The organism is Nocardioides szechwanensis (genome assembly GCF_900103935.1).
Classification (GTDB): domain Bacteria; phylum Actinomycetota; class Actinomycetes; order Propionibacteriales; family Nocardioidaceae; genus Nocardioides; species Nocardioides szechwanensis.
Window position 1 is genome coordinate 37,137 of the sequence record NZ_FNIC01000011.1, and the last position, 21,108, is coordinate 58,244.

General features: G+C 72.9%; 19 protein-coding genes. 9 read left to right on the forward strand and 10 right to left on the reverse strand.

The features are described from left to right. Positions 1 to 20 precede the first annotated feature (20 nt). Positions 21 to 1,172 (forward strand): 5-(carboxyamino)imidazole ribonucleotide synthase, encoded by a 1,152-nt coding sequence (locus tag BLR90_RS19385; protein ID WP_091026880.1) that lies wholly within the window; start codon positions 21 to 23, stop codon positions 1,170 to 1,172. Between the two features lie 12 nt (positions 1,173 to 1,184). Beyond that, positions 1,185 to 1,700 (forward strand): 5-(carboxyamino)imidazole ribonucleotide mutase, encoded by a 516-nt coding sequence (purE, locus tag BLR90_RS19390; protein ID WP_091026881.1) that lies wholly within the window; start codon positions 1,185 to 1,187, stop codon positions 1,698 to 1,700. Positions 1,701 to 1,794: 94 nt separating this feature from the next. Here purE and BLR90_RS19395 read toward each other — a convergent pair whose 3' ends face one another. From BLR90_RS19395 to BLR90_RS19425, 7 genes are all read right to left on the reverse strand, one after another. Then, positions 1,795 to 2,454, reverse strand: a complete 660-nt coding sequence (locus tag BLR90_RS19395) for a response regulator (protein ID WP_091026933.1) — start codon at positions 2,452 to 2,454, stop codon at positions 1,795 to 1,797. Beyond that, positions 2,451 to 3,686 (reverse strand): sensor histidine kinase, encoded by a 1,236-nt coding sequence (locus BLR90_RS19400; protein ID WP_091026882.1) that lies wholly within the window; start codon positions 3,684 to 3,686, stop codon positions 2,451 to 2,453. Before BLR90_RS19400 ends, BLR90_RS19395 begins: the two co-directional genes overlap by 4 nt. Continuing rightward, a complete protein-coding gene (locus tag BLR90_RS19405; protein WP_218029466.1) occupies positions 3,683 to 4,672 on the reverse strand; it encodes an acyltransferase family protein in 990 nt (329 codons plus the stop codon). The genes BLR90_RS19400 and BLR90_RS19405 overlap by 4 nt, the downstream gene beginning before the upstream one ends. Next, positions 4,663 to 5,616 carry a D-alanine--D-alanine ligase family protein gene (locus BLR90_RS19410; protein ID WP_091026883.1) on the reverse strand — a complete coding sequence of 318 codons (954 nt, stop codon included), beginning with the start codon at positions 5,614 to 5,616 and terminating at the stop codon, positions 4,663 to 4,665. The genes BLR90_RS19405 and BLR90_RS19410 overlap by 10 nt, the downstream gene beginning before the upstream one ends. Then, positions 5,613 to 6,728: an alanine racemase gene (gene alr, locus BLR90_RS19415; RefSeq protein ID WP_245715418.1), complete on the reverse strand. Its 1,116-nt coding sequence runs from the start codon at positions 6,726 to 6,728 to the stop codon at positions 5,613 to 5,615. The genes BLR90_RS19410 and alr overlap by 4 nt, the downstream gene beginning before the upstream one ends. Further along, a complete protein-coding gene (locus BLR90_RS19420; RefSeq protein WP_091026885.1) occupies positions 6,725 to 7,348 on the reverse strand; it encodes a M15 family metallopeptidase in 624 nt (207 codons plus the stop codon). Before BLR90_RS19420 ends, alr begins: the two co-directional genes overlap by 4 nt. Before the next feature lie 79 nt (positions 7,349 to 7,427). After that, entirely contained in the window at positions 7,428 to 7,859 is a 432-nt protein-coding gene (locus tag BLR90_RS19425) for a CoA-binding protein (protein ID WP_091026886.1), read from the reverse strand. A 257-nt stretch (positions 7,860 to 8,116) separates the two neighbouring features. Between BLR90_RS19425 and BLR90_RS19430 the strand changes: the two genes are divergently transcribed. Continuing rightward, on the forward strand, positions 8,117 to 10,246 hold the full coding sequence (locus BLR90_RS19430; RefSeq protein WP_091026887.1) for a DEAD/DEAH box helicase: 2,130 nt from the start codon (positions 8,117 to 8,119) through the stop codon (positions 10,244 to 10,246). Between the two features lie 278 nt (positions 10,247 to 10,524). Then, a complete protein-coding gene (locus tag BLR90_RS19435; RefSeq protein ID WP_091026888.1) occupies positions 10,525 to 11,334 on the forward strand; it encodes a sigma-70 family RNA polymerase sigma factor in 810 nt (269 codons plus the stop codon). Between the two features lie 109 nt (positions 11,335 to 11,443). Here BLR90_RS19435 and BLR90_RS19440 read toward each other — a convergent pair whose 3' ends face one another. The 3 genes from BLR90_RS19440 to BLR90_RS19450 are packed head-to-tail and all read right to left on the reverse strand — an operon-like array spanning position 11,444 to position 14,956. Further along, entirely contained in the window at positions 11,444 to 12,313 is an 870-nt protein-coding gene (locus tag BLR90_RS19440) for a crotonase/enoyl-CoA hydratase family protein (protein WP_091026889.1), read from the reverse strand. Continuing rightward, the gene (locus tag BLR90_RS19445) at positions 12,310 to 13,554 is read right to left on the reverse strand and encodes an LCP family protein (RefSeq protein WP_091026890.1); all 1,245 of its coding nucleotides are present in this window, start codon (positions 13,552 to 13,554) and stop codon (positions 12,310 to 12,312) included. Before BLR90_RS19445 ends, BLR90_RS19440 begins: the two co-directional genes overlap by 4 nt. 10 nt (positions 13,555 to 13,564) lie before the next feature. Further along, positions 13,565 to 14,956 carry a WS/DGAT/MGAT family O-acyltransferase gene (locus BLR90_RS19450; RefSeq protein WP_091026891.1) on the reverse strand — a complete coding sequence of 464 codons (1,392 nt, stop codon included), beginning with the start codon at positions 14,954 to 14,956 and terminating at the stop codon, positions 13,565 to 13,567. A gap of 172 nt (positions 14,957 to 15,128) precedes the next feature. Here BLR90_RS19450 and BLR90_RS19455 point away from each other — a divergent pair, with 172 nt between their 5' ends. Genes BLR90_RS19455 through BLR90_RS19475 form a run of 5 tightly spaced genes read left to right on the forward strand, consistent with a single transcriptional unit; the run spans position 15,129 to position 21,095 of the window. Further along, positions 15,129 to 16,559 (forward strand): wax ester/triacylglycerol synthase family O-acyltransferase, encoded by a 1,431-nt coding sequence (locus BLR90_RS19455; RefSeq protein ID WP_218029467.1) that lies wholly within the window; start codon positions 15,129 to 15,131, stop codon positions 16,557 to 16,559. Positions 16,560 to 16,562: 3 nt separating this feature from the next. Continuing rightward, positions 16,563 to 17,153, forward strand: a complete 591-nt coding sequence (locus tag BLR90_RS19460; protein WP_091026892.1) for a 2-oxoacid:acceptor oxidoreductase family protein — start codon at positions 16,563 to 16,565, stop codon at positions 17,151 to 17,153. After that, the gene (locus BLR90_RS19465) at positions 17,134 to 18,432 is read left to right on the forward strand and encodes a transketolase C-terminal domain-containing protein (RefSeq protein WP_091026893.1); all 1,299 of its coding nucleotides are present in this window, start codon (positions 17,134 to 17,136) and stop codon (positions 18,430 to 18,432) included. Before BLR90_RS19460 ends, BLR90_RS19465 begins: the two co-directional genes overlap by 20 nt. Position 18,433: 1 nt before the next feature. Further along, the gene (locus tag BLR90_RS19470) at positions 18,434 to 19,438 is read left to right on the forward strand and encodes a thiamine pyrophosphate-dependent enzyme (RefSeq protein ID WP_091026894.1); all 1,005 of its coding nucleotides are present in this window, start codon (positions 18,434 to 18,436) and stop codon (positions 19,436 to 19,438) included. A 13-nt stretch (positions 19,439 to 19,451) separates the two neighbouring features. Continuing rightward, positions 19,452 to 21,095, forward strand: coding sequence for an NAD(P)-binding protein (locus tag BLR90_RS19475; protein WP_091026895.1), 1,644 nt, complete (start codon positions 19,452 to 19,454; stop codon positions 21,093 to 21,095). The last annotated feature ends 13 nt before the right edge of the window (positions 21,096 to 21,108 follow it).

Consider the following 21,108-nt stretch of genomic DNA (forward strand, 5'->3'; position numbering starts at 1 on the left):
ACTAGGGTTGCCGCGTGGCAATGGCTCCGACTCTCGCGGTCATCGGTGGCGGCCAGCTCGCCCGGATGATGGCGCAACCAGCGATCGCGCTGGGGCTGCCGCTCCGCCTGCTGGCCGAGGCCGACGGCGTGTCCGCGGCCCAGGTGATCCCCGACCACGTCGTCGGCGACTACACCGACCTCGACACCCTGCTGAAGGTCACCGACGGCTGTGCCGCGGTCACCTTCGACCACGAGCACGTGCCGACCGACCACCTCCACGCGCTCGAGGACGCCGGCATCGCCGTACGCCCCGGGCCGGAGGCGCTGGTGCACGCCCAGGACAAGGGAGTGATGCGGGCGCGGCTGGCCGAGCTCGGCGTCCCGTGCCCGCGCAACGCCCTGGTCGGCTCGGTGGCGGACGTCGAGGCGTTCGGGCTCCCGTGCGTCCTGAAGACCACCCGCGGCGGTTATGACGGCAAGGGCGTGTGGTTCGTCGGCACGCCCGACGACTGCGCGGAGCCGTTCGCCGCGGCGGCCGCGAGCGGGGTCGGCCTGCTGGCCGAGGAACGGGTCGACTTCCGGCGCGAGCTCTCGGCCCTCGTCGCGCGCTCGCCGAGCGGCCAGGCTGCGGCGTACGCCGTGGTCGCCTCGACCCAGGTCGACGGGATCTGCGCCGAGGTGGTCGCCCCGGCGCCCGACCTGTCCCCGGAGCTGGCCGGCGAGGCCCAGCAGATCGCACTGCGTGTGGCCGGCGAGCTGGGCGTGGTCGGCATCCTCGCCGTCGAGCTTTTCGAGACCTCCGACGGGCGGGTGCTCGTCAACGAGCTCGCGATGCGCCCGCACAACACCGGCCACTGGACCCAGGACGGTGCCGTGACCTCGCAGTTCGAGAACCACCTGCGCGCGGTTATGGACCTGCCGCTGGGCTCCCCGGCGCCGCGGGCGCGGTGGACCGTGATGGTCAACATCCTCGGTGGCCCCGACGACCAGGTGGGCCGGCTGTACGACGGCTTCCCGCACGCGCTCGCCCGGGACCCCGCACTGCGGGTGCACCTGTACGGCAAGGAGCTGCGCCCCGGCCGCAAGGTCGGCCACGTCAACGCCTACGGCGACGACCTCGAGGACTGCCTGGAGCGCGCGCGGCATGCTGCTGCGTGGTTCCGGGGGGATCTCGGCAATGAGAGCGAGTAGCGAGTGAGTGACATGACTGAGCACGTGCGCGTCGGCATCGTGATGGGGTCGGACTCCGACTGGCCGGTGATGAAGGAGGCCGCGGACGCCCTCGCGGAGTTCGGAGTGGCCTACGAGGCCGACGTCGTCTCCGCGCACCGGATGCCCGAAGAGATGCTGGCCTACGGCAAGGAGGCCGCCGGCCGCGGTCTGTCGGTGATCATCGCCGGCGCGGGCGGAGCCGCCCACCTGCCCGGGATGCTCGCCTCGGTCACCCCGCTGCCGGTGATCGGCGTACCGGTCCCGCTGAAGTACCTCGACGGCATGGATTCCCTGCTCTCGATCGTCCAGATGCCCGCCGGTGTGCCCGTGGCTGCCGTCGCCATCGGCAACGCCCGCAACGCCGCGCTCCTCGCCGTACGCATCCTCGCCACCGGCGACGCCGACCTGCAGCGCAAGATGGTCGACTTCCAGGCCGAGCTCAAGACCGCCGCCCAGGCCAAGGGCGAAGTCGTGCGCGGCGGCGGCGCCCGCAAGATGGGCTTCTAGGTCCGACTCACTCGCGCTCGCTGGGTGGGTCGTGTGTCTCAGCGAGCGCCACGCCGCACCCCGGGGCACACGACCCGTGCAACGACGCGAGGGGTCAGCCAGTGAGGCCGTGCTCGTGCGCGAACACCACGATCTGCACGCGGTCGCGCAGGCCGAGCTTGCGCAGGATGGCGCCGACGTGGGTCTTGACGGTCGACTCGCCGGCGAAGACGAGCGCCGCGATCTCGGTGTTGGACAGGCCGCGTGAGACGGCCGAGAAGACCTCGCGCTCCTTGTCGGTGAGGGTGAGGTACGCCGGCGGCGTGGGGCTCTGCGCCCGGAACTGTCCCTCGAGCAGCGCGGACAGGTCGCCGGGCGCGAGCACGGCGTTGCCGGCGTGGACGGTGCGGATGGCGTCGCGCAGCAGCAGGGGAGTGGTGTCCTTGAGCAGGAAGCCGCTGGCGCCGTAGCGGATCGCGGTCGCGGCGCGGTCGTCGAGGTTGAAGGTGGTCAGCACGACCACGCGCACCGGACGAGTCCGGCGGGCGACCCGCTCGGGCAGGAAGATCTGCCGCGTCGCCTCGACGCCGTCCATCTCGGGCATCCGGATGTCCATGAGCACGACGTCGGGCTCGAGCTCCTCGACCAGCCGTACCGCCTCGAGGCCGTCGCCGGCGGAGCCGACCACCTCCATGCCGTCCTGGGCGTCGACGATCACGCCGACGCCCTCACGGAAGAGGTCCTGGTCGTCGACCAGCAGGACTCGGATCGTCACCGGCTCACCGTACGCACGGGCACCCACGCGGTGACGGTGAAGGTCGGTCCGCCCGGCGCCTCCCGACGTCGTACGTCGAGCCGTCCGCCGACCGCCTCGAGGCGGCGTCGCATGCCGTCGAGACCCTGGCCCGGCGGGGTGTCCTCGACGCCGGTGCGCACGACGTTGCGCACCTCGATGCGCAGCTCGCCGACCCAGCTGCCGTCGGGCCAGTGCCGCTCGACGAACACCGGTTCGTCGCGCTGCCCGTGCTTGATCGCGTTGGTCAGCATCTCCTGGAGCACCCGGAAGGCCACGACCTCGAGCTCGGGCGGCAGCGGCTGCGGCGTGCCGACCTCGGTGGAGACGACCTCGTGCCCGCTGGCGCGGACCCCGGCGATCAGGTCCTCGAGCGCTGCGCTGCGCGGCGCCTCGGGGGAGGCGGCCGGGGTGAGCACCTGCCGTACGTCCTGGAGCGACGAGCGCGCGGAGGTGGCGATGTTCTCCATCGTCACCTTGAGCTTCTGGGTGTCGACGTCCGTGAGGTACTGCGCCGACTCGGCCTGGGCCAGGATCACCGCGAGGGAGTGCCCGACGACGTCGTGCACGTCGCGGGCGAGGCGGGCCTGCTCCTCGCGGAGCCGGGCGATCTCGCGGGCCTGCTCGGACTCGTGCATGGCCCTCGCCGCCTCCTGCTCGGCGGCGACCTGGGACTCCTCGGAGGCCTGGGCGCGGGCCATGAAGCGCAGCGCCAGCCCGGCCAGCCACGGGGCGCCGAGCACGGCCACCCCGATCACGACCGCGCCGACCTCCCAGGAGTCGCTGACGTTGTAGGCCGCGCGGATGAGCTCGCGCAGGCTGCCGTCGTCGATGCCGGACAGGTAGTCCTCGCTGACCACCAGCAGCGCGGTCAGCAGCGCCGCAGCGGGGATCGAGAGGGCGCTCGCGATCACCGTCGCGGTGCTGCCCCACCGCGCCGTACCGAAGGCGACGACCGCGATCGTGACCTGGACCAGCAGGATCGGCGCGCCCGCCAGGACCTGGGTCGCGCAGATGACCCACACCAGCCCGAGGGCGAGCCCGGGCTGCGCCCGGCTCAGCCCCACGGCGGCGCCGGTGCCGACGACGACGAGGAACAGGGCCATCGCCACGAGGTCGCTGTAGACGGTCATGCCGTTGATCTCGAACAGCCCGAGGGCGCCGACGACCAGCCCCAGGGCGGCGTCCGGCAGCCAGCGTCGTACGTCGGTCACGTCGCCGCCACCACGGCCGGGAGGCGCCGCTCCTGCCACGGCCGCTCGACGGCGTACCAGCTGACCGCCGCCATCGCGAGAGTCAGCACCGCGGCGACCGGGCCGGCCAGGTCGAGGTGCGGGCGCAGCCAGAGCGTGAGTGGGTAGTTCCAGAGGTAGGCCGCGTAGGAGACCGTCCCGAGCCACACCAGCGCGGTCAGGGCTGGGCCCGACACGGTCGTCCAGGTGCGCCAGGAGACGAGCAGGACCGCGGTCAGGACAGCGATGGCCGGGCCTCCCGCCAGGTAGGTGAGCGCATGACCCCGCAATGGAACCACGCTCAGCAGGGCCAGCCCGGCCAGCGCCACGGGTACCGACCAGCCGGGCAGCACCAGCCGGTCGGCGTAGACCCGCGTGGCCGCGCCGATCACGAAGCACACCGCCCACGAGGTCGGCAGCGCGTAGGCGAGGTCGGGCGACTCAGCGAGCCACAGCAGCGTCAGCACGCAGGCGAGCAGGCACGCGGCGGCGGTCACCGCCAGCGCGACGCCGACCCGGCGACGGGCGAACGCGAGCGCCAGGACCGCGGGCCACACCAGGTAGAACTGCTCCTCCGTGGCCAGCGTCCACAGGTGGAACGTCGCGTCGCTGGCGTGCCCGAACGGCAGGTTGCCGGTCCAGGTCAGGGCGACGAGCACGGTCTTGCCCAGCTGGTCGCGGTCGCCCAGCGGGTCGAGCAGCAGCGTCACGGCGACGACCCCGGCGACGAGGAGCAGCAACGCCGGCACGAGGCGACGGGCCCGCCGCCGGTAGAAGCGGCCCAGGTCGACCCGGTGCTCCCGCTCGAGCTCGCCGAGCAGCACGCCGGTGATCAGGAACCCCGACAGCGCGAAGAACATCACGACCCCGACCACCCCGGCGCCCGCGAACAGCGAGGGGAACGCGTGCCGCAGCATCACCAGCCCGATCGCGACGCCGCGCAGGAGGTCGAGCCCGGCTATCCGCACGGTGCCGGCGCCGCCAGCGCGTCGCGGACCAGGAGGTCCAGCAGGTCGGGGTAGGACAGCCCGCCGGCGGCGTACATCTTGGGCACCTGCGACTCCGCAGTGAAGCCCGGCATGGTGTTGACCTCGTTGAGCACCGGTCCGGCCGCGGTCAGGAAGAAGTCGACCCGGGCGACGCCCCGGCAGCCAAGGGCGTCGAACACCGCCACGGCGGCATCCTCGATCCCCTTCGCCTCCGCGTCGGTCAGCGAGGCGGGCACCCGGAAGTCGGCGTGGCCGCCGTACTTGGTGTCGTGGTCGAAGAGCCCCTCGGCCACGATCTCCAGCGCCGGCGAGACCAGCCGCGAGCCGTCGGGTCGCGCCAGCACGGCGATGTCGACCTCGCGCCCGGTCATCACGTCCTCGACGAGCACCCGGTGGTCGAGTGCGAGCGCCGCGTCGAGCGCCTGGTCCAGCAGCTCCGGCCGGTCGACCAGGGTGACGCCGTGGCTGGAGCCCGCCGCGACCGGCTTGACCACCACCGGGTGGCTCCAGGCGTATGTCGGTGCCGTCGCCGCCGTCAGCACGACGCCCGGGGCGGTCGCGAGGCCGACGGCCTCGGCGACCAGCTTGGTCACCCACTTGTCCATGGCGATCGCGCCCGCGCCGACGCCGGAGCCGACGTAGGGCAGACCGGCGAGCTCGCACAGCGCGGCGAGCGTGCCGTCCTCGCCCCGCGGGCCGTGCACGACCGGGAGCACGACCTCGCAGCTGCGCAGCACGTGCGCGGCGCCGGCCAGCCCGATCGGGCGGTTGCCGCTGTCGAGCCAGGTGCCGTGCGGGTCGATGGTCAGCCGCACCACGTCGTACGACGTCCGGTCGAGCGCCGCGGCCACGGAGGCCGCCGAGGCCAGCGACACCTCGTGCTCGCAGCTCTGGCCGCCGCCGATGACGGCCACCCGGATCATCGCGCCACCCGGCTGCCGATGCCTGTGACGATCTCGTGCTCGATCGTGTCGGCCCACGACGCCCACTCGGCCACCGTCGGCTCGCCGGCGTGGCCGGGTCCGAACACGGTGGCGGTCTCGCCGACGGCGACGGTCGCCTCGCCCACGTCGACGACGACCTGGTCCATCGAGATCCGGCCGACGACCTGGTGCCGGACGCCGCGCAGCGACACCTCGGCCCGTCCGTAGCTGGCCCGCGGCAGCCCGTCGGCGTAGCCCAGCGGCAGCAGCGCCAGGTTGGTCGCGCGGGGAGCGCTCCAGGCGTGGCCGTAGCCCACCGGCGTGCCCGCGCGCACCCGGCGCACGCCCACCACGGGCGCGGTGAGGGTCATCGCGGGGGAGAGGACGGTCGTGTGCGAGGGGTCGATGCCGACCAGACCGGCCCCGACCCGGCTCATCGTGTGGTGGCTCAGCGGGTCGGTGAGCGTGGCCGCGGTGGCCGCGAGGTGGCGCAGCGGCGGGCGCAGGCCGCTGGCGCGGGCGACCTCGATGCCCCACGCGAACCGGGTGCGCCCGGCCGCGTTGTCCGGGTCCGCCGGTTCGTCGGCACAGCCGAGGTGGCCCATCACGCCGACCACCGAGACGCTTCCGAGGCGCTCGGCGTGCCGGGCGGCGCGGCACAGTGCCGCCCACGCGGACGGCGCGGCGCCGTCGCGGGCCATGCCGGTGTCGAGCTGGAGGTGGATGCGCGCGCCGATGCCGGCCCGGCAGATCGCGTCGAGGTGCTCGCGGCTGGGCACGGCGAGGTCGACCCGCGAGCCGATCGCGGTCGCGAAGTCGGCGTCGAGCGGGTTCAGCCAGCTGAGCACCGGCGCCCGCAGCCCCGCGTCGCGCAGCGGAAGTGCCTCGTCGATGCTGGTCACGCCGAGCCACGACGCCCCGTTGGACAGCGCCGTGCGGGCGACGCCGACGGCACCGTGGCCGAAGCCGTCGGCCTTCACCACCGCCATCAGGGCGCCCTCGGTGCGGGCCGCGAACAGCTTGGTGTTGGCCGCCACCGCGTCGAGGTCCACGGTCAGGCTCGGCCCGCGGCGACGCACCGGCCCCGGGTGCACGGCCATCAGGGCATTCATGCCGCGACCTCGACGTCGACCGGACCGTAGAGCGCGTGGGCCGCCCCGGTGGCCAGCGCCCAGTAGCGGTCGCCGAAGCTCCAGTGCCACCACTCGGTCGGGTAGTTCACCAGCCCGACCTCGCCGAGCACCGTCGCGAGCAGCCGACGGTGGGCGCGGGCGTCGGCGCCGATCCCGTCGGCGGCGAAGTAGCAGCGGCCGTCGCTCTGTTCGGGGGTGTCGTCGATCGCGGTGCCCAGGTCGAGCTCGTCACCGCAGGCGTCCACCAGCGTCAGGTCGACCGCCGCGCCCGCGACGTGCGGCGCGACGGCGACGGGTGCGACGTACCTGCTGGTGAGGCGGTGCACCTCGGGCTCGGAGGCGCCGGGGTGGGCGGCGCGCACCACGGCGGTGTACGACGCCACGATGGCGCGCTGGACGGCCAACGGGCGGTGACCCTCGACCACCAGCAGGCCGATGCCGGGCGGCAGCGCGGCGTCCGCCGCGACCAGCCGCTCCGCGAGACCGCTGCGGACCAGCTGGCGGCTGGGGGACAGCTCGGCGTCGAGCCGCACCAGGGGCTCGCCCAGGTCGCGCACGGGGACCGCGGACACCCGCGGGTCACTGAGAAGGATCGTCATGCTGACGACGCTAGGGAGCAGACCACCCCCGCCGCGTCCGCCTCAAGTGCCGCTCACCGGTCCCTGAGTAGGAGGCCTCTCAGACGCTCGGACGCTTGCGCCACTCGATCGCGGGGCAGGTGTCCATCACCATCGGGACGCCGGCCGCGGTCGTGCGCTCGAGGGCGGCCTCGTCGACCACGCCGAGCTGGAGCCACACGGCCTTGGCGCCGACCGCGACGGCCTGGTCGGCGAACTCGCCGGCCGACTCGGAGCGGCGGAAGACGTCGACCACGTCGATCGGGAACGGCACGTCGGCCAAGGTCGCGTAGCCGGTCTCACCGAGCACGGTGAGCCCGCCCTCCCCGGCCGCCGCGGGATGGATCGGCACGATCCGCTTGCCGCGGCTCTGCAGCAGCTCGGCGATGGAGTACGCCGTCCGGCTGGGGTCGCCCGACAGCCCGACCACCGCCCAGGTCTCGCAGTCGTCGAGCATGAAGCGCACGGCCTCGGGGTCCTGCCAGCTGGTCATGACGACATAACCCGGCGTCGCCTCCCGCCATTCCTGCCGGGCGCGCTACGCTTGCCCCAGCACCGGCCCTCGACAGCTGTCGGCCAGGTGCGTCCGGTCCCGGTCACGTCGACCAAGACACGCGGGACCGAGTGCTGCGTCGCGGGATGGACACCTGGTCCGTTCCGCTCGACGTCCCGGCGGCCCCGGCCCCGGGACAGTGTGCGGTGTCGCCCGTCCGCCCCGGCGGAACCGAGCGGCACCCGAAGGAGGAGTCTGTGGCCCGACGAGGCCAGCGCCGTGCCGGCGCCACGCGCACCGCCCCGCGCAACCAGCGGCGTGGCCGCAAGCTCGACAACGAGGGCATCATCCCGGTGCTCGCCCGCGCGGTGCGCGAGGTCGAGCACGAGGTCCAGCGCGGAGCCGTGAGCCGCCCCGGGCGCACCAAGTTCCAGGTGATCGCGCTGCTCGTGCGCGAGGAGCGCTCCCGGGTCAGGTCCGACGCCGAGATCACCGAGGCCCGCCGCGCCGAGCAGATGAAGCGGCTCGACGGGGTCGCCACGATCCTGGCCAAGTCCGCGGCGCGCGACACCTCCCTGCTCTCCCTGCTCGCCGAGGACGCCGACGTCTCCGACGCCGCCCAGATGCTCAAGCGCGAGCTCACCGAGGCCGCCGGCCTCGAGGTCGAGGAGGAAGAGGAGCCCGCTCCCGCCGAGGCCGCGGCCACACCGGTGGCCACGCGCCGGGTCGTCCCTCAGTCGGTCGTCTCCCGCCAGCTCGCCAACCCGTTCCTCACCCCCGACTTCTCCGCCCCGCAGCCGCGGGCCCACCCGCGCCGGCTCGCCACCTGGGAGCTCCTGGAACCGCTCTTCCGTGCCTTCGAGTACGGCGGGGCCTCGTCCTGCATGGCGCTCCCGGAGCCCGACACCCTGCTCGGGCTCCCGCCCGGGCTCGAGCTGATGCCCCACCAGGCGCAGGTCGTGGCCGCGGCCGAGGACGGCCACCGCACCTTCCTGCTCGCCGACGAGCCCGGCCTCGGCAAGACCGCCCAGGCACTGCTCGCCGCCGAGGCGGCCGGCGCGTTCCCGCTGCTGGTCGTCGTACCCAACGTCGTCAAGACCAACTGGGCCCGTGAGGCCCACCTGTGGACCCCCCAGCGCCCGGTGACGGTCATCCACGGTGACGGGCACGAGATCGACGCCTTCGCCGACATCGTCGTGGTCAACTACGAGGTCCTCGACCGCCACGTCGGCTGGCTGGGCGACCTGGGCTTCCGCGGCATGGTCGTCGACGAGGCCCACTTCATCAAGAACAAGAAGTCGCAGCGCTCCCAGCACGTCCTCCAGCTCGCCGACCGGCTGCGCGCGCGCACCGTCCGGCCGCTGCTGATGGCGCTCACCGGCACCCCGCTGATCAACGACATCGACGACTTCCGCGCCATCTGGCAGTTCCTCGGCTGGATCGACGACAAGTTGCCCGGCCCGCTGCTGATGGAGGCGCTCGAGGAGACCGGCCTGACCCCGGTCGACCCCGGCTTCTACCCCGCGGCCCGGGCCAGCGTGATCGAGCTCGGCATCGTGCGCCGCCGCAAGATCGACGTCGCGGCCGACATCCCCGCCCGCCGGATCGCCGACCTCCCGGTCGAGCTCGACGACATGGTCGGCAGCTCGATCCGCCAGGCCGAGCGTGAGCTCGCCGAGCGGCTCGTCACCCGCTACCGCACAGCGCTCGAGACCCGTACCTCCGGCGTCACCGTCGAGGGCATCGACCACGAGCTCGTACGGCGGGTGGCCGGCTGGGAGCTGGCCGACTCCGACTCCGCCAAGACCGGCGAGAACGTCTTCGGGATGGTGCGCCGGATCGGCCAGGCCAAGGCCGGCCTCGCCGCCGACTACGCCGCCCAGCTCGCGCGCAACGTCGGCAAGGTGGTGTTCTTCGCCAAGCACGTCGACGTCATGGACCTCGCGGAGGAGACGTTCGCCAAGCGCGGCATCGGCTACGCCTCGATCCGCGGCGACCAGACGTCGACGAAGCGCCAGAAGAACATCGACGCGTTCGTCAACGACCCCGAGGTCTCGATCGCGGTGTGCTCGCTGATGGCCGCCGGGGTGGGGCTCAACCTCCAGGTCGCCTCCAACGTCGTGCTCGCGGAGCTCTCGTGGACCGACGCGGAGCAGACGCAGGCGATCGACCGGGTGCACCGGATCGGCCAGGAGGAGCCGGTCACGGCGTGGCGGATCATCGCCGCCCAGACGATCGACACCAAGATCGCCGAGCTCATCGACAGCAAGGCCGGGCTCGCGGCCCGGGCGCTGGACGGCTCCGACGAGGAGATCTCGTCGTCCTCCGACGTCCAGCTGGAGGCCCTGGTCGCCCTGCTCACCGAGGCGCTCGAGTCCGAGTCCTGACGGGCCCGGAAAGGTAAAGGTTTCGGCCGCCGCGTATACGCCCGGGGTGCCCGGGTACGGGTGACTTGGTCGAGGCCGCCGATATCCCCCCACTTCGGCGGCCTCGACCAATCGCATTTTGACCCATTCCGGGAGCACGGCTCCGGGTGCAGAGGTCCAGACCACTTCTCCGCGTTTCGTGGGTGGCCCCCGCCCCCTCGTGCGACCATCGGTGTGACGGTCTGGGAGGCCGTCACAGGGTCATCGCACTGGGTCATGCACTGGGGGAGGTGTTGGGGATGGAGCCGAGCCCGGTTTCGTATGCCCAGTCGTCTGCCCATGGTGCTGCCCCGGCGCTGAGCGAGTCGCGCCGCCGGATCGAGACCGCGCGCCTGCTGTCGCGTGCGCGCGCCAGCGTGGGCGACACCCGGGCGCGCTACGAGAACGACGTCATCCGGATCAACATGGAGGTCGCCCTCGACGTGGCGCGTCGCTACCACGGCCGCGGCATCGCCGACGAGGACATCGACCAGGTCGCCTACCTCGGGCTGATCAAGGCCGTGCGCGGCTTCGACCCCACGCTGGGTGACGACTTCCTGAGCTACGCCGTCCCGACCCTGCGCGGCGAGATCCGCCGCTACTTCCGCGACGCCGGCTGGACGGTGCGCCCGCCGCGGTCGGTGCAGGAGGTCCAGACCCGGGTGAGCAACGCCGAGGCCGACCTCTACCAGCGCCTCGGCCGCGCCCCGCGGCCCTCCGAGATCGCCGTACACCTCGACATCCCGCTGGCGCTGGTCATCGACTCGATCAACGCCATCGGCTGCTTCGCCCCCGACTCCCTGGACGCCCCGCGTCCCGAGGGCGACCCGGAGGCACCCGCCGAGAAGCTCGGCGACCTCGACCCCGCCTTCGCCAGTGCCGAGGCGCGGCTGGCGCTCCAGCCGCTGATGGGCGCGCTGAGCCCGCGTGACCGCCGGATCATCGAGCTGCGCTTCTTCGAGAACCGCACCCAGGCCCAGATCGGGGCCGAGGTCGGCGTCACCCAGGAGCAGGTGTCGCGGCTGCTCACGGGCATCCTGGCCAAGCTGCGCCGCAGCCTGGCCGCTTGACCGGTTGCCGCCGCGTCGTGGGCCGGGTCTCGACACGCCGGTCGCGGGTTCGTGCCTCACCCGCGCGGCTCGCTCGACCACCATCAGCGGGTCCGCTGGCGCGTCCCCGCTAGAAGATCCGCGGCAGGTCGCTCGCGCGGCCGGCGAAACGTGGCGCGCGCTTCTCGCGGAACGCCGCCACGCCCTCCACGCCGTCGCCGATCGAGGTGTAGAACATCGCCAGCGAGTCCGACAGGTGCGCCTCGAGCGGGTCGGCGGCGGCGCCGTTGCGGTAGAGCAGCTGCTTGGCCAGCGCCAGCGCCACGGGGGAGCGGTCGACCACGAACGAGCGCGCGAGCTCCTGCGCCGCGGGCACCAGGTAGTCGGGCTCGTGGACGCTGCGCAGCAGCCGGCCGGCGAGGGCCTGGTCGGCGGTGAGGATGTCGGCGGAGTAGACCCACTCGAGCGCCTGCTGGATGCCGACGATGCGCGGCAGGAACCACGACGAGCAGGCTTCCGGCACGACGCCGAGACGGCCGAACACGAACCCGATCCGGGCCTTCGTCGAGGCCAGGCGCAGGTCCATGGCCAGGGTCATGGTCGCGCCGATGCCCACGGCTGGCCCGTTGATCGCGGCGATCACGGGCTTGGGCAGGGCGTGGATCGCGAGCGTGACGCGGCCTCCGGTGTCGCGGATCCCGTCGTGGTACGGCGGCTCCGTGAGGTGGGCGCGCAGGTCCTCCGGGGTCGGGGTCACCGACTCGTCCAGGCCGAACACGTTGCCCTCGGCCGAGAGGTCCATGCCCGCGCAGAACGCCCGGCCGGCACCGGTCACCACCACGGCGCGGACGGCGTCGTCGCGGGCGTCGGTGAGGAACACCTGCTCGAGCTCGCGCGCCATCGTGAGGTCGAAGGCGTTGAGGGCGTCGGGGCGGTTGAGCGTCAGGGTGGCGACCCCGTCGCTGTCGACGTCCCAGGTCAGGGTCTCGTAGCCGCTCATCGTTGGTTGGGGAGACCACTGGGCGTGCACTGCGCCGGCTTGATGTCGTCGGTGCGGTCCTCGATGAACGCCTTGAAGATCGGCTCGGCCCGGTCGCGGTCCCACGTCTCGGCGGAGCCGTCGGTGACCGGCATCGTGCAGGTGAGCCCGTCCTTGCCGCCGACCTTGGTCATCGCCAGGGCCCAGCGGCCGGCGTCGAGGGTGCTGGTCTCCTCGCCGAAGCCGAAGAAGCCGGGCACCGAGTTGTTGAGGCGCCACCAGCGGACCGGGTTGAGCACCGACCAGGGCGAGAGCACCTTGTCGCCGATCGCGGCCACGACCTCACGCTGGCGCTGCACCCGGTCGAGGTCGCCCAGCGCCGACTGCTTGCGCGAGCGGGAGTAGGCCAGCGCGACCTCGCCGTCGACCTCCTGGCAGCCCTTCTTGATGTCCAGGCCGGCGAGCTTGTCCTTGATCGCCTCCTTCGGGCAGACCTCGATGCCGCCCACGGAGTCGACGACACCGGCGACGCCGCCCAGGCCGATCTCGACGTACTCGTCGATGCGGATGCCGGTCTCGTTCTCGATGGTGCGCACGAGCAGCTTGGCGCCGCCGCGGGCGTAGGCCGAGTTGATCTTGCTCTGGCCGTGGCCGGGCATGTCGACGATCGAGTCGCGCGGGATCGAGAGCAGCACGTCGGGCCCGTCGCCGGTGTGCAGCAGCATGATCGTGTCGGTGAGCTCGCTGCTGGGGTTGCCGGTGTTGAACTTCTTGCGCTCCTCGGCGCTGAGGCCCTTGCGGGAGTCGCTGCCTACCAGGAGGTACGTCGTGCCGGGCTGGTCGCCCGGTCGGTCACCGTCGGGGGCGAACTCGACCTTGTCGGTCTTCTGCCACGCGAAGAACGGCACCGCGATCGTGTAGACGAGCCACAGCACGAGCAGGAGCAGCACCATCCGGAACCAGAAACGCGGCCGGCGGAAGCGGCTCGAGCCGCCGGACGAGGCGCGGGCGGGGGGACCGCCCGGGGCAGGTGTCGGTGCCGGGGCCGGGGCGCGGGGTGCGCTGCCGGCGGGTGGCTGCTGGGTGGGCATGACCCTGGTCTCGTCGTGGCGGGGCTGGTCGGGGCTGGGCTGATCCGGCCGGGACTGCTTCGGGATGGCGCGGGTCGCGTCGGGTGGCGGCTCCTGGCCACCCTTGGCGCCGTAGAGCCAGCCGTAGTTGGTCCCGTCCTCGGGACCTCCGTTCCCGGGACGATCTGCCATGGGGCAGACGCTACCGTGCGGCGACCAGCAGCTCCTCGAGTGACGCGGCGATGCCGTCGGTCAGCAGGTCCAGGTCGGGGACCGTCTCGAAGTCGCCGGTCAGCCCGAAGGTGAGGGTGTCGCAGTAGGAGAAGATCACGATCCCGATCCGGACCCGGTCGGCGATCGGGACGTAGGGGAGCATCTCGACCGCGCGCCGGCCCAGGCACCACAGCGGCTGCCGGGGCCCGGGCACGTTGGTCGCGACGGTGGTGATCTGGCGCTGTGGGAAGCGCATGCCGAGCCGGATCCCGGCTGAGACGGTCGGGAACGGCGCCAGCTGGGAGAGCAGCGTGAGCTGGCCGCCGGCCTCGTCCTCGTGGTGGGCGCGCAGGGTCTGCACCCGCTCGCGGACCGCGGCCAGCCGCTCGAGGGGGTCCTCGAGGTCGACCGGGAGGTAGGGCAGCAGCAGCGACACCTCGTTGCCGGGCACGGCCTCGGTGCCCGGGCGGCGGGTCGAGACCGGCACCAGCGTGCGCAGGGTGTGGGCGTGCGGCACCTCACCGCGCGACTCGAGGAGCCGGCGGAAGCCCCCGGACACCGCGGTCAGCGCGAGGTCGTTGACGGTGACCCCGAGCGCCGTGCGCGCCGCCAGGATCCGGGTCAGGTCGGCGGTCGTCCAGGAGTAGCGCCGGGAGCCGTCGAGGGGCCCGGTCAGGGTGCTGCGGGTCGTGGGAAGCAGTGCCCCGGCGATCTCGACGACGCCGCGGGCGGACCGCAGGCCCGCCGCCGCCGCGGCCCAGGGCCGGCGCAGGCCGCGCACCGCCGCACCGGCGAGGTGCCCGGGGGAGGCGGCCAGGTCGCGCAGGGCGGCCATCGTGAACTCGACCTCCGAGACCGGTGCCTCGGGGACCCAGGTGTCGGGCACGGACGGGCTCGGCTCCGGGCCGGCGTCGAGGACCAGGCGGTAGATGTCGGTGCCCGAGACCCCGTCGACCATGCTGTGGTGGACCTTGGAGAGCAGCGCCCACTGCCCGCCCTCGAGGCCTTCGACGAAGAGGTACTCCCACAGGGGGTTGCTGCGGTCCATGGGCACGGCCATCTCGCGGCTCATCAGCTCGCCGATCTCGGCGCGCCCGCCGGGCGCCGGCAGCGCGACCCGGCGTACCTGGTTGCGGACGTCGAACTCCGGGTCGTCGACCCACGCCGGCGGGGCCAGGTCGAAGGGCACGTTGCGCAGCCGCTGGCGGTAGCGCGGGATGAGCGGGAGCCGGCCCTCGATGGTCTTGACGAAGTCGTAGAAGTCCGGGGCCGGGCCCTCGAAGACCGCCAGCGAGCCGATCGCCAGTGAGGCCAGGGGGTCGACGTTCTCGGCCTCGAGGAAAGCAGCGGACAGCGGGGTCAGGCGTTCCATCTGGGCCATCGGGTCCTCCCGGACAGCGGGGGTGATGCTGCCGAGTCTGGTCGTGCGTCCGGGGACCGCCTACGGCCATTGGGCCCGTCGTTCCGGGACCCCCGCCCCTGTGCGCAGCCGTCGGCACGGGGCGACGGTGGCAGCACGGCGGCAGTTACCCGACGTCCCTGAGGAGCACCCGATGAGCCACCGCACCATCGACCCGGTCGACACCATCTGGCTCAACATGGACCGGGACAACAACCTGATGGTCATCGAGAGCCTGATGACCTTCGACGGTCCCGTCGACTGGGAGCGGTTCCTGGCCGTCTTCGAGCGCCGGGTCGTCGACCCCTTCCCGGTGTTCCGGCAGCGCCCGGTGTGGTCCGGGATGCCCTTCGCGACGCCGCGCTGGCACGACGACGAGGACTTCGACCTGGGTCGTCACGTCCGCTACGCCACCCTGAAGAACCCGGGTGACGACGTGGCGCTCCAGGACTACATCAGCTCGTTCGTCAGCCGCCCGTTGCGCCGCGACCGGCCGCTGTGGCAGGTGCACCTGATCGACGGCTACGAGGGCGGCTCCGCGGTCTACACGCGCCTGCACCACGCCCTGGCCGACGGCATCGCGCTCACCCAGGTGTTGCTGTCCCTGGTCGACGACAGCCCGGGCGCGGACCTCGCCGAACCCCCCGAGCACGCCGACCGGGAACGCGGGGCGTTCGCGCTGGCGGTCGACGCCGCCGGCGCGGTCTCCGCGCTGGGACACACGCTGGGCCACGCCCTGCTCGAGCTGCCCCACCTGCTCACACCGGCGTACGCGGTCGACGCGTTCTCCGCCACCCGCCAGGCGACCGGTGTGGCCGCCAAGCTGATGCTCGCCAAGAGCCCGCACGGTCCCCTCAGCGGGGTGCCCGGCGTGCGCAAGCGGGTCCTCTGGGGCGAGCCCACGCCGCTGGCCGACATCGTCGCCGTGGGCAAGGCGACCGGCACCACCGTCAACGACGTCCTGGTCGCGGCGCTCGCGGGTGCGCTCGCGGGCTACGTGGCCGAGCAGGGCGGGGACCCGACCGACGTACCCACGATGGTCCCGGTCAACGTCAGGCCTCCCGACCAGCCACTGCCGCGGGTGCTCGGCAACCAGTTCGCGCTGGTCCTGCTGTCGCTGCCGTCGGAGCTCACCACACCGTTCGCCCGGCTCGCCGAGACGCACCGCCGGATGGAGGCGATCAAGCACTCGCCCGAGGCGTGGCTGACGTTCGGGATGATCCAGGGCATCGGCCGCACCGGTCCCGAGATCGAACGGTTCCTGGTCAACTTCTTCGCCGGCAAGGCGACCGGCGTGACCACCAACGTGCCCGGCCCGCGCTCGACGGTCTACGTCGCGGGCAGCCGGGTCCGCGCGCTGCTCGGCTGGGCCCCGGGCTCGGGCAACCAGACGCTGGAGACGTCGCTGTTCACCTACGACGGCAACCTGCACGTGGGCTTCAAGGTCGATGTCGACCGGATCGCCGAGCCGGAGCGGCTGGTGCGGCTGTTCGAGGCCGAGCTGGCCGAGCTCGCGCGGCTGGTCGTGCCCCAGAAGCGGGTCGGCCGGGCCAGCAAGGCCCGGGCCGTCGCCGGGTCGGCGTAGGTCGTGTTCGAGATCAGGATCCACGGCCGCGGTGGCCAGGGCACCGTGACCGCCGCGGAGATGCTGTCCGTGGCCGCGTTCGACGAGGGCTGGCACGCCCAGGCGTTCCCGACGTTCGGCTCGGAGCGAACCGGTGCGCCGGTGGTGGCGTTCTGCCGTCTCGACCGGCGCCCCATCCGCATCCACGAGCCGATCGCCGAGCCCGACGCGGTGATCGTGCAGGACCCGACCATGCTCCACCAGGTCCGGGTCTTCGAGGGTCTGGGACCCGACTCCTTCGTCCTGGTCAACACCGGGCGGTCGTTCGCCGAGCTCGGGATGACCGACCTGGTCGCGGGCCTGCGCCCCGGCCACGCGCTGACGGTGCCGGCCACCGCGATCGCCCGGGAGACGATCGGGCGGCCGCTGCCCAACACCGCCCTGCTGGGCGGGTTCGCCGCGCTCACCGGCGCGGTCTCGATCGACGCGGTCGCCGACGCCATCCGCCAGCGCTTCGAGGGGCGAATCGGCGAGGACAACGTCGCGGCCGCGCGGGCGGCGTACCAGCGCGTCCAGGAGCAGAAGGAGCAGGTCGATGCCCGGTCAGAGGCTTAGCCAGATCGAGGGGTCCGTCGCGGTCGCGCAGGCCGTGGCTCGGTGCCGCCCGAGCGTGATCGCCGCCTACCCCATCTCGCCGCAGACCCACATCGTCGAGGGGCTCTCAGACCTCGTGCGCGGAGGCGAGCTCATCGACTGCGAGTACCTCATGGCCGAGTCGGAGTTCGGCGCGATGTCGGCCTGCATCGGCGCGTCCGCCGCGGGCGTGCGTACCTACACGGCCACGTCCAGCCAGGGCCTGCTGTTCATGGCCGAGGCGCTCTTCAACGCCTCCGGCCTCGGGCTCCCGATCGTGATGACGGTGGCCAACCGGGCGATCGGGGCGCCGATCAACATCTGGAACGACCACTCCGACTCGATGTCGATGCGCGACTCCGGCTGGATCCAGCTGTACGCCGAGTCCAACCAGGCCGCGGTCGACCTGCACGTGCAGGCCTTCGCGCTGGCGGAGCGGCTCTCGGTGCCGGTGATGGTGTGCATGGACGGCTTCGTGCTCACGCACGCCGTGGAGGAGGTCGAGCTGCCCGAGCAGGAGCAGGTCGACGCGTTCCTGCCGCGGTTCGTGCCGCAGCAGCTGCTCGACCCCAAGGAGCCGGTGTCGATCGGCGCGATGGTCGGGCCCGAGGCGTTCACCGAGGTGAAGTACCTCATGCACGCCAAGCAGGTGCAGGCTCTCGACGAGATCCCGCGGCTGGCCGCGGACTTCGAGGAGATGTTCGGCCGCCCCGGCGGCGGCCTGGTCGCGCCCTACCGCACCGACGACGCGGAGACCGTCGTGGTCACCCTCGGCTCGGCCCTCGGGTCGGTCGAGGAGGTCGTCGACGAGCTGCGTGAGGACGGCGTGCGGATCGGCGCGCTCGGGATCACCTGCTTCCGCCCGTGGCCGCTCGACGAGGTGCGCGCCGCGCTGGCGGGCGCCTCCCGCGTGATCGTGGTGGAGAAGGCGTTCGCCGTGGGCGCCGGCGGCATCGTCGGGCAGAACGTCCGGCTGGCGCTGTCGGGCCTCCCCGCCACCGTGTACGACGTCGTGGCCGGCCTCGGGGGCCGCCCGATCACCCGGGCGTCGCTGCGGGGGCTGTTCCGCGACGTGCTCGAGGACCGGATGGACAGCCGGTCCCTGCACTTCCTCGACCTCGACGTCGAGCTGGTCGAGCGCGAGCTGGCCCGGACGCGGCTGGGCGGCACCGGGCCGCACGCCGAGCACATGCTCCGCGCGCTGGTCGGCGTGGGCGCCGTACCCCCGGGGCCGGAAGCTCCCGTCGGGGAGGAGAGCTGAGATGACGACCGTCGATCTCAAGCTCTACCAGGTCGGCACCTTCGCCGCCGGCAACCGGCTGCTGCCGTTGGAGGACCGCACCGTGCAGGCCCACCCGGACCGCTCCAACTCGATCACGTCGGGCCACCGCGCCTGCCAGGGCTGTGGGGAGGTGCTGGGCGCGCGCTACGTGCTCGACGCCGCCATGCGTGCCACCGGCGGCGACCTGGTCGCGGTCAATGCCACCGGCTGCCTCGAGGTGTTCTCGACGCCGTACCCCGAGTCGTCCTGGCAGCTGCCGTGGCTGCACTCGCTCTTCGGCAACGCGCCGGCGGTCGCGAGCGGCGTCGCGGCCGCGCTGCGCGCCACGGGGCGAGGGCACACGCGGGTGGTCGGCCAGGCCGGTGACGGCGGCACCGTCGACATCGGCTTCGGGGCGCTGTCGGGGATGTTCGAGCGCAACGACGACGTGCTGTTCGTCTGCTACGACAACGAGGGCTACATGAACACCGGGGTGCAGCGCTCCGGGGCCACCCCCGGTGGCGCCCGCACCGCCAACACCAAGGCGATCGGGCCCGAGCCGGGCAACGCGTTCGGGCAGGGCAAGAACATGCCGCGGATCGCGATGGCCCACGAGATCCCGTACGTCGCCACCGCCACCGTCGCCGACCTGCACGACCTCGAGCGCAAGGTGGAGAAGGCGATGACCTTCCACGGCGCCCGCTACCTGCACGTCCTGGTGCCGTGCCCGCTGGGTTGGGGGAGCGCATCGAAGGACACGATCCTGCTCGCCCGGCTGGCCCAGCGCTCGGGCATCTTCCCGGTGTTCGAGTCCGAGGGCGGTGAGGTCACCGCGGTGACGCCGATCCGGCGCCGGGTCCCCGTCGAGGACTACCTGCGCCCGCAGCGCCGCTACTCCCACCTCTTCGGCGCGCACCCGCGCCCTGATGTCGTGGCCCGGATCCAGGCCGGGGCGGACCGGTCCATCGCCCGCTACGGGCTGCTCGCCGACAGCTCAGAGAAGTAGTAGGGAGCCTGACATGGACAAGCCCTTCGCCATCACCCTCGACGTCGGCACCAGCCGCGCCAACAAGACCGGCTCGTGGCGCACCGAGCGTGCCGTCTACGTCGAGCGGCAGCCACCCTGCAACCAGGCGTGCCCCGCGGGAGAGAACATCCAGGGCTGGCTCTACGCCGCCGAGGAGGGCCCCGGCGCGGACGGTCGCGGCTACGAGCGGGCGTGGCGCACGATCATGGCGGACAACCCGTTCCCGGCGATCATGGGCCGGGTCTGCTACCACCCGTGCGAGACCGCCTGCAACCGCGAGATCGTCGACGAGGCGGTGGGCATCAACTCGGTCGAGCGGTTCCTGGGCGACGAGGCGATCCGCCAGGGGTGGACGGTCAGCGTCGAGGCGCCTCCCACCGGCAAGCGGGTGCTGGTCGTCGGAGCCGGGCCGGCCGGCCTCTCGGCGGCGTACCACCTGGCGATGCTGGGCCACGACGTGACAGTGGTGGACTCGGCGCCGCTGACCGGCGGCATGATGCGGTTCGGGATCCCGGCCTACCGCCTGCCGCGAGACGTGCTGGACGCGGAAGTGCAGCGGATCCGCGACCTGGGCGTGCACTTCCACCTCGGGGCCACCGTGACCGACCTCGACGAGACCATCCGGGACGGTGGCTACGACGCCACCTTCCTGGCGGTCGGCGCCCAGGTCGGCAAGCGCGCCTACCTGCCCGCCGGGTCGGTGTCCCACGTGCTCGACGCGGTCACGATGCTGCGCGGCCTCGAGGAGGGTGAGGCACCGATGCTGGGCCGCCGGGTCGCGGTCTACGGCGGGGGCAACGCCGCCATGGACGCCGCTCGGACCGCGCGCCGGCTCGGTGCCGACGAGGCCGTCGTGATCTACCGGCGCACCCGCGACCGGATGCCGGCCCACGAGGGCGAGGTGCGCGAGGCGCAGGAGGAAGGCGTCCTCTTCCGCTGGCTCACGACCATCACGCAGGTCGACGAGGGCTCGCTGACGGTGGAGCGGATGGAGCTCGACCAGTCGGGCTTCCCGCACCCGACGGGCGAGTTCGACACGCTGTCCGCGGACGCCCTCGTGCTGGCGCTAGGCCAGGACACGGACCTCTCGCTGCTCGAGGGCATGGACGACATCGCCGTACGCGACGGAGTCGTGACCGTCGACCACGAGCTGATGACCGGGCGGCCGGGCGTCTTCGCAGGCGGCGACGCGGTGCCGCACGAGCGGTCCGTGACCGTCGCGGTCGGCCACGGCCGGCGGGCGGCGCGCGCGATCGACGACTGGCTGGCCGACCGGGCTCCGGAGCCGGTGCCGCACCGGGAGCTGGCCGACTTCGCGATGCTCAACACCTGGTACTACGAGGACGCGCCTCACCAGCAGCGCTCCATGCTCGAGGCAGTGCGGAGGCAGTCGACGTTCGACGAGGTCGTGCTCGGGCTCGACGAGACGACCGCGCTCTACGAGGCTCGGCGCTGCATGTCGTGCGGCAACTGCTTCTCGTGCGACAACTGCGTGGGCGTGTGCCCGGACAACGCGGTACGCCGGCTCGGTCCGCCGGGCGAGTACCTCATCGACCTCGACTACTGCAAGGGCTGCGGCCTGTGCGTCGCCGAGTGCCCCGCGGGGGCGATCGCGATGGTGCCCGAGGAGATCTGAGCGCGCTAGCGTG